11 protein-coding genes and 2 pseudogenes are annotated in these 15,844 nt (G+C 72.7%); 11 read left to right on the top strand and 2 right to left on the bottom strand.

Features of this window, described 5'->3' with window-relative positions; translation table 11 throughout:
• The first annotated feature begins 258 nt into the window (after positions 1–258).
• The 6 genes from KO717_RS02975 (at position 259) to KO717_RS03000 (ending at position 8,954) form a co-directional block, all read left to right on the top strand.
• Positions 259–1,239, top strand: a complete 981-nt coding sequence (locus tag KO717_RS02975) for a hypothetical protein (RefSeq protein WP_301364279.1) — start codon at positions 259–261, stop codon at positions 1,237–1,239.
• Between the two features lie 241 nt (positions 1,240–1,480).
• Positions 1,481–2,905, top strand: coding sequence for an amino acid permease (locus KO717_RS02980; protein WP_367401572.1), 1,425 nt, complete (start codon positions 1,481–1,483; stop codon positions 2,903–2,905).
• 173 nt (positions 2,906–3,078) lie between these two features.
• The gene (locus tag KO717_RS02985; protein ID WP_301364281.1) at positions 3,079–4,266 is read left to right on the top strand and encodes a D-alanyl-D-alanine carboxypeptidase family protein; all 1,188 of its coding nucleotides are present in this window, start codon (positions 3,079–3,081) and stop codon (positions 4,264–4,266) included.
• Positions 4,267–4,357: 91 nt separating this feature from the next.
• Positions 4,358–5,155 (top strand): VOC family protein, encoded by a 798-nt coding sequence (locus tag KO717_RS02990; protein ID WP_301364283.1) that lies wholly within the window; start codon positions 4,358–4,360, stop codon positions 5,153–5,155.
• A gap of 196 nt (positions 5,156–5,351) precedes the next feature.
• Positions 5,352–6,434 carry a PP2C family protein-serine/threonine phosphatase gene (locus KO717_RS02995; RefSeq protein ID WP_301364284.1) on the top strand — a complete coding sequence of 361 codons (1,083 nt, stop codon included), beginning with the start codon at positions 5,352–5,354 and terminating at the stop codon, positions 6,432–6,434.
• A 90-nt stretch (positions 6,435–6,524) separates the two neighbouring features.
• Positions 6,525–8,954: a SpoIIE family protein phosphatase gene (locus tag KO717_RS03000; RefSeq protein WP_301364285.1), complete on the top strand. Its 2,430-nt coding sequence runs from the start codon at positions 6,525–6,527 to the stop codon at positions 8,952–8,954.
• A gap of 46 nt (positions 8,955–9,000) precedes the next feature.
• On the opposite strand, the pseudogene KO717_RS03005 reads toward KO717_RS03000, so the two are convergent.
• Positions 9,001–9,152 (bottom strand): annotated as a pseudogene (locus tag KO717_RS03005) (citrate/2-methylcitrate synthase); the annotation flags it as partial.
• A 311-nt stretch (positions 9,153–9,463) separates the two neighbouring features.
• Here KO717_RS03005 and tsaD point away from each other — a divergent pair.
• The 4 genes and pseudogenes from tsaD (at position 9,464) to KO717_RS03025 (ending at position 13,546) form a co-directional block, all read left to right on the top strand.
• A complete protein-coding gene (gene tsaD / locus KO717_RS03010; RefSeq protein WP_437184624.1) occupies positions 9,464–10,522 on the top strand; it encodes a tRNA (adenosine(37)-N6)-threonylcarbamoyltransferase complex transferase subunit TsaD in 1,059 nt (352 codons plus the stop codon).
• A gap of 63 nt (positions 10,523–10,585) precedes the next feature.
• Complete coding sequence (locus KO717_RS03015) at positions 10,586–11,572, top strand: ABC transporter substrate-binding protein (protein ID WP_301364287.1); 987 nt, start codon at positions 10,586–10,588, stop codon at positions 11,570–11,572.
• Positions 11,573–11,631: 59 nt separating this feature from the next.
• Positions 11,632–12,671 (top strand): annotated as a pseudogene (locus tag KO717_RS03020) (FecCD family ABC transporter permease).
• Between the two features lie 11 nt (positions 12,672–12,682).
• Entirely contained in the window at positions 12,683–13,546 is an 864-nt protein-coding gene (locus KO717_RS03025; RefSeq protein WP_301374350.1) for an ABC transporter ATP-binding protein, read from the top strand.
• A 3-nt stretch (positions 13,547–13,549) separates the two neighbouring features.
• Here the strand turns inward: KO717_RS03025 and KO717_RS03030 are convergent, their stop codons facing one another.
• Positions 13,550–14,230 (bottom strand): MerR family transcriptional regulator, encoded by a 681-nt coding sequence (locus KO717_RS03030; protein ID WP_301364288.1) that lies wholly within the window; start codon positions 14,228–14,230, stop codon positions 13,550–13,552.
• Between the two features lie 161 nt (positions 14,231–14,391).
• Here KO717_RS03030 and KO717_RS03035 point away from each other — a divergent pair, with 161 nt between their 5' ends.
• Positions 14,392–15,738 carry a YhgE/Pip domain-containing protein gene (locus tag KO717_RS03035; protein WP_301364289.1) on the top strand — a complete coding sequence of 449 codons (1,347 nt, stop codon included), beginning with the start codon at positions 14,392–14,394 and terminating at the stop codon, positions 15,736–15,738.
• The last annotated feature ends 106 nt before the right edge of the window (positions 15,739–15,844 follow it).

A 15,844-nucleotide genomic window follows, 5' to 3' on the forward strand; every position in this document is an offset into this window, starting at 1 on the left:
ACAAGGATCTGGATGCGTATGCTCCTGATCGCCATATAGTGATCGCCGATCAACGGGCAGCGACATCGACCGTGGGTCAACGGCGGGGGTTCGACGGACAGTTCTCGCATGGTTCACGCATCCCTGGCACCGGGCACGGCTGCAACGCGGCAGCCGGCGGCCGGATGGACCCACCTTCCATGCGATCCGAGGACTGATGATCACGACCACCGCAGAACGCGCCCGCCCGGGCCGCCGCCCCTCGACCGGGACGAGGTGATGGCGGGCAGCGATTTCCGGCCCGTCTACCACCCGGCCGGCCACGACAAGGACCTGCGTTCCGCCGCCCAGGACCTGCGCACCGGCCGTTGGGTCTCCATGGCACGCTTACTCGAACGCACCGACAACTGGGGGCTGTGGACCCAGCGCACCCAGGTCCTCGCCGCCGTCTCCGCCGGCTCCGACGTGGTCCAGGCCTGGCGGGCCGAGGAACCGCAGAGCGTCGCCGCACTCGTGATGCACACGCGCGTCTGCGTCGAGCGGGCCGTCCGCGCCCACCGCGCCGGACACCCCCGCACCGGCGAGCTCTGGCAGGAAGCCTGGGCGACCTGCCGGGAGGCCGCCCGCATCAGCCCCGCGGACCCCGTGCCCTGGGTGTGCCTGCTCGCCCTCGCCCTCCTCGACGAGCAGCGCCAGATGGCCGAGCACCGGGTCGCGCCGCCCGGCCCCATGCTGCCCACCGGCCCCTGGGGCATCCTCGCGGAGGTCGACAAGCGCGACCCGTACAACCGCGAGGCCTACCATCGCATGCTCCAGTTCGTGTACGCGGGCGCGCCCGGACCGCTCTCCGAGGCCGCCAACTTCGTCCACTGGGCGGCCGGTTCCGCCCCGCCCGGATCCGCCGTGCACGTCCTGCCGCTCTACGTACGGGTCGAACGCTACCGCCGCGAACGCGGCCAGGAGCGGGCCCTCGACCTGCACTGGGTCGCCGAGGACGCCGTCCGCGACGCCCTGCACGCGCTGGGCACCTGGTTCGACCACGCCGATCTGCCGTACGCCTCCCCGCTCGATCTGAACCAGCTCGCCCATGCCCTGTGGGGAGCCCTCCAGTTCGACGAGGCAGCCCGGGTCTTCGACACGATCGGCCCGTACTGGACCACCCTGCCGTGGGCCCACCGGACCCGCGACCCGGCCGACCGCGCTCTGGCCGAGGAGGTGTTCCTGCAGGCCAGGTCCCGCAGCCTGGCCGGCCGGAACTGACCCCCGCCGCCCTTCCCCACGGCGCCGACCCCTCCCCCACGGCGCCGACCCCTCGCTCCACCCGCACCACCCAGGCCGCACCCGCACCCCCAGGCTCGACCGTCCCCGTGCTTCACAGACCCCCGGAGGTACCGCCGTGTCCAGAACCGATTGGGCAGCCCGCCAGGACCGCAAGGCTCCACCGCAGGACGAGGAACAGCGCCTCAGGGAACTCGGCTACCAGCCCGTCCTCGCCCGCCGGATGGGCGGCTTCGGCAACTTCGCCATCAGCTTCTCCGTCATATCCGTCCTCTCCGGCTGCATGACGCTGTACGGCTTCGGCATGGGCTCCGGCGGGCCGGCCGTGATGCTGTGGGGCTGGGTCGGCGTAGGCCTCTTCGTGCTCTGCGTGGGTCTGGCCCTGGCCGAGGTCACCAGCGCCTACCCCACCTCCGGTGCGCTCTATTACATGGCCGACCGGCTCGGCGGACGCCGCTGGGGCTGGTACACCGGCTGGCTGAACCTGCTCGGCCTGCTCGGTGCCATCGCCGGCATCGACTACGGCGCGGCCCTGTTCACCGGTGCCTTCCTCAACCTCCGCTTCGGGTTCGTGCCCACCCCCGGATCGACGTTCCTGATCTTCCTGTGCATCCTGCTGCTGCACGCCGCGCTCAACCTCTTCGGGGTCCGCCTCGTCAGCGTGCTCAACTCGATCAGCGTGTGGTGGCACCTGGGCGGCGTCGCCGTGATCGTCGGCGCCCTGGCCTTCATCCCCGACCACCACCAGTCGGCGTCGTTCGTCTTCACCGAGTTCGTCAACGACACCGGATGGGCCAACCCGTTCTACGTGGCGGCGGTCGGCCTGCTGCTCGCCCAGTACACCTTCTCCGGGTACGACGCCTCCGCGCACCTCTCGGAGGAGACCAGGGACGCCTCCGTCTCCGCCGCCAAGGGCATCGTCCGGGCCATCTGGGTGTCCTGGATCGCCGGTTTCGCCCTGCTCGCCGGCCTCACCTTCGCCATCCAGGACTACGCGGCCGTCCAGGGCAGCGCCACCGGCGTCCCGCCCGCCCAGATCTTCATCGACGCGCTGGGCTCCGGCGGCGCCACCGCCCTGCTGCTCGTCGTCATCGTCGCGCAGCTCTTCTGCGGCAACGCCGAGGTGGCGGCCGCGAGCCGGATGGTCTTCGCGTTCAGCCGTGACAACGCGCTGCCCGGCTCCGCCCTGTGGCGCAAGGTCAGCGGCCGGACCCAGACGCCGGTGCCCGCCGTCTGGCTCTCCGTCGTCGTCGCGGGCGTACTGGCGCTCCCCTCGCTGTACTCCGCCACCGCCTACGGGGCCGTGACCGCCATCAACGTCATCGGCATCACCCCGGCCTACGCCATCCCGATCTACCTGCGCCTGCGCGCCGGCAACCGCTTCGAGCCCGGCCCCTGGAACCTGGGCCGCTGGAGCAAGCCGATCGGCTGGATCGCCGTCGTCTGGGTGGCGCTCGTCACCGTCCTGTTCTGCCTGCCCCAGAAGTCCCCCGTCACCATCGACTCGATGAACTACGCCGTGATCGCGCTGGCGGTGGTCCTGGTCCTGGCCAGCGTCTGGTGGTACGTCGCCCGCCGCTCGTACGGCACCCCGGCGGCCTACGGCAATGCCCGCGAGCAGGCCGAGATCGCCGAAGACATCGTCTGACCCGGCCCGGCCGGCCACGCTCGCACCCGGACAGGACACGCCCACAGGCACCCGGTGAGCGGCGGCCGGCCGCGCCCGGTTCGGCGAGCTCCCCGGAAGGACCGGGCTCCGGCCTACCGCCGGTCGGCGTACACGTCGCTGCGCGCGGGCCGATGCATTTCTACGCTGGATGAATGAGCATCAGATCCTCTGGGCGCAGAACCGGCGCGGGCGCCGCGGCTCTCGCCATCGGCGCATCGGTCCTCCTCGCTCCGGCGGCCGCCGGCACCACGCGGGCCGAGCCGCTGCCGCCGCGACCCGCCCCGGCCGTCGACGCATCGCTGTTGCACCGGTCCGGGACCCATGTACGGGCGCGGCAGGGGGCGCCCGCGCTACCGGACGACGTGTCCGCCCTGTCATGGCTGGTGGCGGATGCCGGGACGGGTGCGGTGCTCGCGGCCCACGACGCACACCGCCGGCTGCCACCGGCCAGCACCCTCAAGACCCTCTTCGCCCTCACCGCGCTGCCCCACCTGCCCGGCTCGGGCCGGCACACGGTCACCGAGGCCGAGCTGGACGAGGTGCCGGAGGGGAGCAGCACGGTGGGCCTGTCCGCGGATCACACCTACCGGGTGGCCGACCTGTGGCGGGGCGTCTTCCTCAGCTCGGGCAACGACGCCGTGCACGTGCTGGCCGCGATGAACGGCGGGTGGGACGTCACGTCGGCGCAGATGCAGGCCAAGGCGCGCGCCCTGGGCGCGCGGGACACCACCGTCGTCTCCCCGGACGGCTTCGATGCGGACGGCCAGGCCTCCTCGGCCTACGATCTCGCCGTCTTCGGCCGTACGGGCCTTGCCGACCCCGCCTTCGCCGAGTACGCGGCGACCGCCGACGCCCGCTTCCCCGGCGGCACCCACACCGACGGCAGTCCCACCTGGACGTACGGGATCGAGAACACCAACCGGCTGGTGACCGGTCAGGACGGGCTGGGCCGGTACCCGGGCATCATCGGTGTCAAGAACGGCTACACCTCCCAGGCGGGTTTCACGCTGATCGCGGCCGCCCGCCGGGACGGCCGCACTCTGGTGGCGACGGTGATGAACCCCCAGTGGGGCGGCGCGAACGCCGTGTACGAGGAGGCGCGGTCCCTGCTGGACTGGGGATTCGCCGCGGCGGGACGGGTGGACCCGGTCGGATCGCTCGCCCCGCCGGCGCCGCCGCAGACGCCCGAGGCGCCGCGCACCGTCGCCGCCCACGCCCTCACGCCCGACCGGGTCCACGTGGGTGCGCCGATGGTCTACGGCTTGTCCGCCGCGTTCCTCGCCGCGGTGGCGGCCCTGGCCGGGGCAGCCGTCGTGCGACGCCGCCGAAGCCTGCCGTGACCCGCTGCGCGTCGTAGCCGGGATCCGGCGCGCGAGGGGCGGGGTCCGCTGCCAGGCTGAGGTCGTACAGGACCCGCGAAAGGCAATCCTCATGATCACCACCGACTTCGCACCCGGCTCCCCCTGTTGGCTCGACCTCGGGGCGCCCGACGTCCGCGCGGCCGCGGCCTTCTACGGCACCGTCCTCGGATGGGACTACGAGTCCATGGGCGAGGGGGAGGAGGGCGAGGGCGGGATGTTCCGGAAGGACGGGAAGGTCGTCGCCGGGCTCGGCAAGCTCACCGAGGAGGGCGCGCGCCCGGCGTGGATGATCTACCACAGTGTCACCGACGCGGACGCCACCACCCAGGCGGTGGAACGCCTGGGCGGCACGGTTCGGGTGGCCCCGAGGGACCTCGGCGAGTGGGGCCGGATGGCGCAGTACAGCGACCCCCTCGGGGGACAGTTCGCCGTCTGGCAGCCGGGAAGGAGCACGGGCGTCGAGCTGGTGGACGAACCGGGCTCGCTGTGCTGGACCGAGCTGTACACGAGTGACGCCGCGGCAGCGAAGGAGTTCTACGGCGGCGTCTTCGGCTGGCGGTTCAGCGACATGGCGCTGCCCGGCGGCGGGGGCGCGTACGCCCTCATCACTCCCGCCGGGCTCCCCGAGGAGCGGATGCACGGCGGCCTGATGGAGCTGCCCGCGGAGCACCTGGCCCTCGCGCACGGGCGGCCGTACTGGCACCCCGTCTTCGCCGTCGCCGACTGTGACGCGGCGGTCGCCGCGGTGACCGGGAACGGCGGCCGTGTGCAGATGGGGCCGCAGGACGCGGAAGGCGTCGGCCGGCTCGCCGTCTGCCTCGACCCGTCGAACGCCGACTTCGTGGTCCTCACGCCGGTCCGCGGCTGAGCCGGGCGGCACGGTTGCGCTCCGCGGTCCTCCGTTCCCGCAGCCGGCCGTGCCGGACGGCTGCGGGAACGGAGGACCTAAGTGGCGGCCACGGGTGCGGGCGAGGCAGTCTGGACTCATGAGAGCGCCCTTGCGCTCGCCTCCGGGACCGCGAGCCGACGGCCACCACCAGGTCCTTTTCGTCTTGGCGGAGTGCGTGCCCTTCGCGATCGCCCTGCTGGTGCTCCTCGTCGAGTTCACGCCCCTGCACATCCTGTACACCGGCCCCCTGCTGGTCGCGACGCCCGCGCTGGCGGCCGTGACGATGGGCCCCAGGGGCACCCTCGCGGCGGCGGCGGTGGCCGTCGGTGTCAGCGTGACCACCGCCAGCTACAACGGCGCCTGGGGCAGCCAGCAGGTCTACACGAACTTCCTCGCCCTGTTCCTGGTCACGGCGGCGAGCTTCATGACGAGCCGCTCCGCGCGTGCGCGCCAGGAGGGCGAGCTCGACCAGGTCCAGCGGATCGCCACCGCCGCCCAGGACGTCCTGCTGCGGCCGGTCCCGGCCCGGCTGGGGCCCGTACGGGTGGCCAGCATGTACCTGGCGGCCGAGACGGGCGCGCAGATCGGCGGCGATCTGTACGACGTGGTGCAGACCCGCTACGGGGTCCGGATGATCGTCGGCGACGTCCGGGGCAAGGGCCTGCCCGCGGTACGGGCCGCCGCGGTCGTGCTGGGCGCGTTCCGGGAGTCCGCGCACTACGAGGACGATCTGGTGGAGGTCGTCGCCCACTGCGGAGCGGCCCTGCGGCGGGACGCGGTCGTCGCGGGCGCGGCCGAAGGCGAGGACGCCGTCCTGGAAGGCTTCGTCACGGCGCTCGTGGCCCAGATCCCGGACGGCCCTCGGATCGACGTGATCAACCGCGGCCATCCGCCGCCGCTGCTGCTGTCCGACGGCGCGGTCCGGCCCCTGATGCCGACCACTCCCCTGCCGCCGCTCGGTCTGGAGGAATTCGTCAGCGGTCCCCCCGGACGGGCGGACAGCTATCCGTTCGCACCGGGGGACCGGCTGCTCCTCTACACCGACGGTGTCATCGAGGCCCGGGACCGGGACAGCACCTTCTTCGACCTGGCCCGGGCCATGGTGACCATGCGCGACCACAGCCGGGAGGCGTTCCTTGAGGACCTGCACCAGGCATTGCTCCGCCACACCGAGAACCGCCTGGCGGACGACGCGGCGATCCTCGTCGTCGACCGGTGCGAGGACGAGGGCCCCCGGCCGGCCGGAGGTCCGGCGTAGTGCCCGTGGACTCGCCCGGACGGTCCCGGAGGCGACAGCATGGAGTGAGGGCGGTCGGCGAGATGCCCCCGGGAGGAGGTGATACGGACAGTGACCACTCATCGCTTCTCGTTCTGCGGGGCTGAGCTCGCCGCTGTCTACGTGGTCGCCGACGAGGGCAGGGAACTCCATCTCGCCGAGCTGACCGGAAACCGCGGCGTCCTGTACGGACTGCCGGCGATCCTCGCCGTGGCCGGCCATTCGCCCGCCGCCAATGCCTTCCGCTCGGGCCGCCCGCTGTGGCTGGCGCCCAAGGAACTCGCCGCGTTCATCGAGGAGGACCCCCACCACTTCCCCACCCGGGTGCGGGGCGGTCCGCCCGACTCCCCGGCCAGGATCTCGCTGGGCGCGCTGCCGCTGGGCTACGACGACCAGGAGCTCGGATGCCTGATCGTCGCCGGGCAGGCCGGGGACGGCTTCAGCGCCGACGACCGCAGCCTTCTGGAGCTCTACGCCGACCAGGTGGCCACGGGACTCGAATCGGTCGCCGCCCGCTTCTCCGGACGCAAGTCCCCGCAGGCCCACCTGGGGCAGTCGCTGGTGCCCGACCAGGGCGGCGCGTTCATCCTGGAGCTGAGCACCGGCCGTATGGAGGCCGACGCGCACGTGCTGGAACTGCTGGGTCTGCCTCCCGGGCAGTTCGACGGGCAGGTGGAGACCGTGCTCGCCTGCGCCGTCCCCGACGACATGCCCGCGCTGATGGCGATCGTGGAGCCGAACCGGCTGGCCGCCGCCGGACAGCAGCTGGCGTTCCGTATCCGCCGCCCGAATGGCGAGTTGCGCTGGCTGGGACTGCGCTGCCGCGTGGAGGTGGACGCGGACGGTACGCCGGGGCGCGTCCTGGGCGTGGTCGCCGATGCCACCTATCTGCGCCCCAGCGCCGACGAGGTCTCACTCGTACAGCGGCTGTCGGCCACCCTGGCGGGAGCGGCGACCATCCGGGAGGTCAGCCGGCTGGTGGTCGCCGCGCTGCGCGAGCCGCTCGGCGCATCCCGGGTCGCGGTCGGCGAACTGGAGCCCGAACGGCTCATCGTCACCGCTCTCGCTCCTCCGGAGACCGATGCCTGGCCCGAGGTCTGGCGCTCGGAATGGCGGTCCGAGTGGCCCGACGTGGCGCTCAGCGACCTGCCCACCCTGCAGAGCGCGCTGCGTGGCGGGCACTTGAGTCTGTGGCCGCCGGGGGCGGCTCTGGAGCCCGGCCTGCTGGGCGTCGGGCCCGGTGGCCTCGCGGTGCTGCCGCTGCCCGCCGACGGCCGGATCGTCGGGGTGTGTCTGGTGGGGTGGGACGAGGAGCACCGGTTCGGCCCGGAGGAACGGTCGCTGCTGACCGCGACCGCGGGGCTGGTGGGGCAGGCGCTGGTGCGCGCCCACGCTCTCGACGCGGGCCACGAACTCGCCACCATGCTCCAGCGAAGCCTGCTGCCCCGTAAGCTCCCGGAGCTGCCGGGCGGGATCGCCGTCGCCCGGTACCTGCCCGCGACCGCCGGACTGGAGGTCGGCGGCGACTGGTACGACGTCATTCCGCTGCGTGACGGTCATGTGGCCTTCGTCATCGGGGACGTACAGGGGCACAGCGCGGGGGCCGCCACCATCATGGGCCAGATGCGTACGGCGGTCAGGGCCTACGCGGTGGAGGGCCACCCGCCCGACGTGGTGGTCGCGCGGGCCAACCGGCTGCTCGTCGGCATGGAGACCGATCTGTTCGCCACCTGCGGGTACGTGGACCTGGACATGGAGGAGGGCATCGCCAGGGTCGTCCGGGCCGGCCATCTGCCGCCGATCCTGCGTCATCCCGACGGTGTCGCCGAGGAGATGGCGGTCGAGGGCGGGCCTCCGCTGGGAGTGCTCGCGGAAGCGGAATTCCCCATGACCGAGGCGGGGCTGCTCCCCGGCTCCCTCCTCATGCTGCTGACGGACGGCCTGGTCGAGTCCGCCAGACTGCCGCTGGACGAGGGCATGCGGCGGGTGTGCGACGTCCTCGCGGCGGCCGACCCGGTCGACGTAGGCGGGGTCGCCGACGAGCTGGTCGTCGGCGTGGGCCGGCGCGACGACGACGTGGCGTTGCTGCTGCTGCGCTACGACGGCCAGGGGGACCGGCCGATGCGGGCCCACTGGACGGTGTGGCGGCTGCCCAACGCGGTCCTGCACGCACGCCGCTTCACCGCGCGCACCCTGCGGTCCTGGGGAGTGGTGGAGGAGCTCGACGAAGCCCTGCTGATCGTGTCCGAGCTGGTCACCAACGCCATCGCGCACACGCAGGGCGAGGTGGGCATGGATCTGACCCTGTCGGCGGACCGGCTGCGGATCGCCGTGAACGACGCCTCGCCGCGCAGCCCCGTCAAGCCGATCTGGGTGAGCTGGGAGTCGACCGGTGGCCGCGGGCTGCTCATCGTCGAGGCGACGGCCGCGGCCTGGGGCTCGGTGCCGCTCAGCGGCGGCAAGCAGGTGTGGGCCGAGGTCCCCTGGCGCCGCGATCCCTGACGCCCTGCGCACGCGGCTCCCGGGAACGGGCCGAAGACGGCCCGGCGTCGGGTACCGGCACGCTGCCGAAGCACATGCGGAGGAAGTTCTCGGCGTATCCGAGCGACCGGCCCGGCCCGGCCGGACGGCGGCGAGTCCGCGCCGCCGGCGGTGGTCCGCCGCCACCACGACCGGCAGCTTCGCGAGCAGCGTACCGGTGAGACCGCGGTGGGTCTCGGGTGTGGTGGCGGTCATGGGTGGCCTGCGGTGCGGGTGGGTCAGTTGCCGGGCGGGAGTGTGAAGTTCGGCGACGGTCGTGTCGAAGGCGCTGCAGTCCTCGTAGCCGAGCACCTCGTGGAGCCGGGAGCGGGTCCACCTTCCGCCGGGCCGCCCGCACGGCCCGCTTCGAGGCCCCGGTCCGCTTCCGGCCCGGGGCACGCCCCTGACCGGATCGACCCATCCGCTCTAATGCATATAGTTCGCAGTTGCAGACCATGCGCAGAAAAAGGTGGAGAGCAGTGAGCGGACCAGTGGTGCTGGGGATCGAGTCGTCGTGCGACGAGACCGGCGCGGGAATCGTGCGGGACGGCGAACTGCTCGCGCACGTGGTGGCGTCGAGCATGGACGAGCACGCCCGCTTCGGCGGCGTCGTGCCCGAGATCGCCGCCCGCGCGCACCTGCACGCCTTCAACCCGGTCGTCCGGCAGGCCCTCGACCAGGCAGGACTGCGGCTGAACCAGATCGACGCGGTCGCCGTCACCACCGGGCCCGGTCTGTCGGGCGCGCTGCAGGTGGGCCTGGCCGGGGCGAAGACGCTGGCCTACGCGGCCGGGGTCCCGCTGTACGGCGTCCACCACCTGGCCGGGCACGTCGCCGCCGACACCCTGGGGCACGGGCCGCTGCCCGACCCGTGCGTGGTGCTGATCGTCTCCGGCGGCCACACCTCGCTCCTCCTGGTCCGGGACCTGGTCCGCGAGCCGATCCTGCACCTCGGGGACACCCTCGACGACGCGGCGGGCGAGTGCTTCGACAAGGTCGCCCGGATCCTGGGACTGCCGTATCCGGGCGGTCCCGCCATCGACCGGGCCGCCCGCGACGGCGATCCGAAGGCCGTGGCCTTCCCGCGCCCGCTGACCCGGCCCGGGGACGACCCGTACGCCTTCTCCTTCTCCGGACTGAAGACGGCCGCGGCCCGCTGGGCCGAGAAGCACCGGCAGCGCGGTGAGGAGCCGCCGGTGGCCGATGGGGCCGCCGCGCTGCAGGAGGCGGTCGCGGACGTACTGACCCGCAAGGCTCTCGCGGCCTGCCGGGCGTACGGCGTGAAGACGCTGGTCGTGGTCGGCGGCGTGGCCGCGAACTCGCGGGTCAGGGCCCTCGCGGAGCGCCGATGCGCCTCGGCCGGCATCGAACTGCGCGTTCCGCCCATGACCTTGTGCACGGACAACGGCGCCATGATCGCGGCCGTCGGTGACCTGCTGGTCCGCTCCGGGGCGGAGCCGGCCCCGCTGAACGTGTCCGTCGACCCGTCCGCACCGCTGGAGTACGCCTCCCTGACCCCGCTCCCCGCCCCGCCGGTCGCCGCTCCGTGAACTTCCGCGAAGTTCTGCGAAGTTCCGTGACCACCCGACCGACCCCCTGAGAGGACCCACCACATGAGGGGCATACGCCCGCTGTCTTCGCTCCTGGCCGTGGCCGCCGTACTGCTCGTCCCGGCCTGCGGCGGCAAGGCCCAGGACCGCGCCGCCGCATCGGGACCCGGGGCGGAGGGGTTCCCCGTCACGGTGTCCAACTGCGGGGTGGAGAGCACCTACCGGCGGCCGCCGCAGCGCGCGGTGTCCCTCAACCAGCACGCCACGGAGGTCATGCTGGCGCTCGGGCTGGAGAAGTCGATGGTGGGCACGGGCTATCTCGACGACAGGATCCTGCCGGAGTACCAGGCCGCCTTCGACTCGGTGAAGGTGCTGTCGAAGCAGTACCCGTCCTTCGAGACCCTGCTGGCCGCCGAACCGGACTTCGTCTACGGCGGGTTCGGCTCCACCTTCGACGAGAAGGAGGGCCGCAGCCGTACCGCCTTCGCCAAGGCGGGGGTCGACACCCATCTCAACATCGAGGAGTGCCCGGCCGGACCGGTGACCATGGCCACCGTCGACGAGGAGATCCGCACCGTCGCCAAGATCTTCGGCGTACCGGACCGGGCCGAGGAGCAGGTGAACAAGCTGCACGGCACCCTGGAACGGGTCGACGGCAAACTGGCCGGGGTCGCCCCGGCCAAGCTCTTCGTCTACGACAGCGGCGACAAGACCGCCTTCACCGCGGGTGGCAAGGGCATCGGCAACGAGCTGATCGAGCGGGCCGGCGGGGTGAACCTGTTCGCCGACGTGGACAAGGCCTTCGGCGACGTGTCGTTCGAGCAGGTGGCCGAGCGCGCCCCTGAGGTCGTCGTCATCTACGACTACGGCGACCAGCCCGTCGAGGACAAGAAGAAGTTCCTCCTCGCCAACCCGGCGCTGAAGGACGTCCCCGCGATCAAGAACCAGCGGTTCGCGGTGCTTCCGCTGTCGTCGACCGTGCTCGGTGTCCGCGTCCCGGCGGCCGTGGAGTCGCTGGCCCGCCAGATCCACCCGGACCGGTTCCGGTGACCGGGCTGACGGCGGCGGGTGAGGCGGACGAGGCGGTCGTCGCTCCGTCGGGAACCCCGGTGACCGCGGCCCGCCGCCGGGCCGTTCCCTACGCCCTGCTGCTCGTCGCCCTGGGCGTCCTGCTGGCGGCGACCGCGACGGCCGGTATCGCGATCGGTTCGATCAGCGTCCCGGCCGGCCAGGTCTGGGGGATCCTGCTGCACCGGATCCACCCGGTCCTCGCCGCACCGGACTGGACTCCGGTCCGCGAGACGATCGTCGTCGACGTCCGGCTCCCCCGGGTGCTGCTGGCCGGCGTGGTGGGCGCGGGCCTGTCCGTGTCGGGCATGGCGCTGCAGGCCCTGGTCCGCAATCCGCTGGCCGATCCGATGCTGCTGGGGGTCTCGTCCGGCGCGTCGGTCGGCGCGGTCCTGGTCCTCGTGTTCCACGTGACCCTGTTCGGGATGTTCTCGCTGCCCGTGGCGGCGTTCTGCGGAGCCCTGGCCGCCCTGGTCGCGGTGTACTTCCTGGCGCGCTCCGGCGGGCGGATGACCACCGTACGGCTGGTGCTGGCGGGTGTGGCCATGGCCGAGGTCCTGTCCGCGGTGGCCAGTTTCCTGATCGTCACCTCCGACGACCCGCAGAAGACCCAGTCGGCCTTGCGCTGGATGCTCGGGGGGCTGGCCGGCACCACCTGGACGACGGTGTGGATCCCCGTCGGTGCCGTGCTCCTCGGCACGGCCGTCCTGCTCGGGGTGTGCCGGTCGCTCAACCTGCTGCTGGCCGGGGAGGAAGCCGCCGCGGCTCTGGGTCTGGACGTCCACCGCTTCCGCGGCGCCCTGTTCACCCTGGTCGCCCTGATGATCGGGACCATCGTCGCGGTCAGCGGCCAGATCGGCTTCGTCGGGCTGATCATGCCGCACGTCGTGGCCTGCTGGTGGGCGCCGACCACCGCCGCGCGCTGCCCGCCGCCGCCCTCCTCGGCGCGAGCTTCCTGATCGCCGCCGACCTGGGCGCGCGCACGCTCATGAGCCCGGAGGAGATACCCGTCGGCATCCTGACCTCCCTCGTCGGCGGACCGTTCTTCCTCTGGCTGATGCGACGGAAGGCGGCACGATGACCGGCGGACCGATGAACGGCGGCCCGGCGTCCGCAGGACCGGCCTCCGGCGGACCGGTGTCCGGGCCCGGCGCCCTCGACGCCAAGGACGTCACGGTCGTGGTGAACGGACGGACCCTGGTCGACCGCGTCTCCCTGCACGTGGCACCCGGTGAGGTGCTGGCGCTCGTAGGTCCCAACGGCGCGGGCAAGTCGACGCTGCTGCGGACGTTCTACCGGGTGCTGCGTCCCACGTCCGGATGCGTCCTGCTGGACGGCGAGGACGTGTGGCGGATGCCCGGCAAGCGGCTCGCGCAGCGCCTCGCGGCCGTCCTGCAGGAGACCGCGGGCGACTTCGAACTCACCGTCCACGAAGTGGTGGCGATGGGGCGCACCCCGCACAAGCGCGCCTTCGCGGGCGACGACGCCGAGGACCGCGCGATCGTCATGGGCTCGTTGGAGGAGCTCGATGTCGCCGCGCTGGCGCATGCTCCGTTCGACCGCCTCTCGGGCGGGGAGAAGCAGCGGGTACTGATCGCCCGCGCGCTCGCCCAGCGCACCGGGACGATGGTGCTGGACGAGCCGACGAACCACCTGGACCTGCGCCATCAGCTCGACGCGCTCCGGCTCGTCCGGCGGGTCGGGGTCACCGCCGTGATCGCCCTGCACGACCTCAACCTCGCCGCGTCCTTCTGTGACCGGATCTGTGTGCTGGACGGCGGCCGCGTGGTCGCGACCGGAACACCGGAGGAGGTCCTCACCCGGGACCTGCTGGCCGATGTCTACCGTGTCGAGGCGGAGGTGTCCCGGCATCCGGGCACCGGGATCCCGCAGGTCACCGTGGTCCCCGAAGCCCGCCGCGACGGCCGGCCCGTGGAGCGCACCCAGGCCCCTTGAGCACTACCTGGGCGCCGTGTCCCCGCCGCCGCCCCGGCCGGCGGCCGCGACCCGGCGCCGGACCTGGTCCTCCTGCGCGAGACGCCGCAGGAGTTCGAACACCGGGGCGCAGATCGCGAAGACGATGACGGCCCGCTCGGCCAGGGCCACCGGGTCGTCCAGGCCGGCCGCGCGCTCCAGGTCCAGCCGGGCCACGGACTCCGCCAGCCTCGCGTAGGCGGCGAGTTCTCCCGGGGCGTACTGGGCGTCGAGCCGGCGGAGCTCCTCCAGCGCCGTCGTCAGTCCCTTCACGTGCGGTGAGGTGGCAGGTGCCTGCCAGTCCAGCTCCGCGAGGAGGCCGGCCACCTCCGCCCCGGCGGTCGCGTCGGCCCCGGCGTCGTCCTCCTGGCCAGCGGCACCCTGGGCCGCCACCGGCACCGGGAGCGCGTAGCTGACCGCTCCGAGGGCGCTCTCGGAGCTGTGGGCCTGGTCGACGGCCCCGAGCACCTCACGGGTGGCGGCGATGGACAGGCCGCCGAGCGTGGTCAGCGCCTTGATCAGCCGCAGGCGCTGCGCGTGCTCCTCCCCGTACTCGGCCAGGGTCGCGGCCGTCGCCCGCCCTGCCGGGAGCAGTCCCTGTCGCAGGAAGTACTTGATGCTGGCGACCGGCACGCCGGTCCGCCGGCTGAGCTCCGAGATCTTCATACGGCTTCCCTGCTGGTCATGCGGTCCGGCATCCGGCATCCGGCATCCGGCATCCGGCATCCGGTGTCGACGATTGGACACCACAGCAAGATACTGCCACTATCCAGTAGCTGGATACCATAAGTATCCAACCCCAGGAACGCAGCCGCACCGGAGAATCGATGCCTCATCCCACGCCCCCCTCCGTGCTCCGCCGACCCCAGCTGTGGATCGGAACGGGACTCATCGCCGCAGTGGTCTCGATGGTGTTCGCCCTGCTCTACGTCGGCGGCAACGTCAACCCCAAGGGCAACCTGCGCGACCTGCCCGTGGCCCTGGTCAACAGCGACAGCGGAGCGGAGATCAACGGCCGCCACGTCAACCTGGGCGAACAGGTCGTCTCCGGCATCCAGAAGGCCGCCAAGGGCGAGAAGAGCATCGACTGGCAGGTCGTGAGCCGCGAGGAGGCCGACAAGCGGCTGGGCCGCGGCAAGGTCTTCGGCGCCCTCGTCATACCCGCCGACTACTCCGCCTCGGTGGCCGGACTCTCCGCCCCGCAGCCCGCAGCCCAGGGCAAGGCCGCCCCGCCGACCATGACCGTGCTGACCAACCAGGCGGCCGGCAGCATCGGCTCCTCCATGTCCTCCCAGGCCGCCCAGAAGGCCGCCCACGCCGCCTCCGCCCAGCTCGGCCAGGAACTCCTCAAGCAGGCAAGCGCCCAGAAGACCCCCCTCCCGACGGCCGCCCAGCTGAAGCTGGCCGACCCGGTGACCGTGAACGTCGCCGACGGCCATCCGGTCGGCCCCCGCAGCGCCATGGGCCTGAGCGCCTTCTACTACGCACTGGTCCTGGTCGTCTGCGGCATGCTCGGCGCCAACGTGGTCAACTCCCAGGTCGACACCGCGCTCGGCTACCTGCACACCGATTTCGGCCCGGTCCGCAAGCGCGAACCCGTTCAGCACACCAGCCGCGTCCGCACCCTGGCCATCGGCATCGCGCTCATGCTCGGCCTGTCGGTGGTGATGGGCACCCTGGTCGAGGTCGCCACGGTCGGCATCCTCGACATGGACGCCTCCCACCTCGGCCTGCTGTGGCTCTACTCGGTCGCCACCATCGCGGTGGTAGGCATCGGAAGCCTGGCCCTGTTCGCCGCCTTCGGCACGCCCGGCATGCTCCTGGCCACCATCGTCTTCGTCGCGATGGCCGTACCGTCCTCCGGCGCCACCGTGCCCGTCCAGGCCCTCCCCGGGTTCTTCCGCGCCCTCGCCGAGTTCGAGCCGCTGCGCCAGATCACCGAGGGCCTGCGCTCCCTCCTCTACTACGGGGCCCAGGCCGACGCGGGCCTCACCCGGGCCTGGGCCTCGATGGGCGTCGCCCTCGTCGCCGCGCTGGTCTTCGGCTTCGCCGTCACCCGCCTCTACGACCGCAAGGGGCTGCACCGCATCCCCCACCCCGACGCCGAACCCGGCACCGAGGTGGCGGCCGAGACTCCTGAGCCCCCGAAGTCCCCCGCCCCGGCCACGGCCTGACACGGCCTCCCGTCGCGGTACCCCCGCCTCGCCCGCGCGTACCACCGGCCGTGCACCACGGCCGGACGCGCGAGCGGGGCGGAGCTGTCAGGGGGATTCGTGCGGG

It is taken from the genome of Streptomyces xanthophaeus (assembly GCF_030440515.1).
Taxonomy (GTDB): domain Bacteria; phylum Actinomycetota; class Actinomycetes; order Streptomycetales; family Streptomycetaceae; genus Streptomyces; species Streptomyces kutzneri.

Excerpts from the sequence above, each read along its gene's own strand:
- KO717_RS02975 (WP_301364279.1), top strand. The coding sequence starts at position 259 with ATGGCGGGCAGCGATTTCCGGCCCGTCTACCACCCGGCCGGCCACGAC.
- KO717_RS02980 (WP_367401572.1), top strand. The coding sequence starts at position 1,481 with ATGGGCGGCTTCGGCAACTTCGCCATCAGCTTCTCCGTCATATCCGTC.
- KO717_RS02985 (WP_301364281.1), top strand. The coding sequence starts at position 3,079 with ATGAGCATCAGATCCTCTGGGCGCAGAACCGGCGCGGGCGCCGCGGCT.
- KO717_RS02990 (WP_301364283.1), top strand. The coding sequence starts at position 4,358 with ATGATCACCACCGACTTCGCACCCGGCTCCCCCTGTTGGCTCGACCTC.
- KO717_RS03015 (WP_301364287.1), top strand. The coding sequence starts at position 10,586 with ATGAGGGGCATACGCCCGCTGTCTTCGCTCCTGGCCGTGGCCGCCGTA.
- KO717_RS03025 (WP_301374350.1), top strand. The coding sequence starts at position 12,683 with ATGAACGGCGGCCCGGCGTCCGCAGGACCGGCCTCCGGCGGACCGGTG.
- KO717_RS03030 (WP_301364288.1), bottom strand. The coding sequence starts at position 14,230 with ATGAAGATCTCGGAGCTCAGCCGGCGGACCGGCGTGCCGGTCGCCAGC.
- KO717_RS03035 (WP_301364289.1), top strand. The coding sequence starts at position 14,392 with ATGCCTCATCCCACGCCCCCCTCCGTGCTCCGCCGACCCCAGCTGTGG.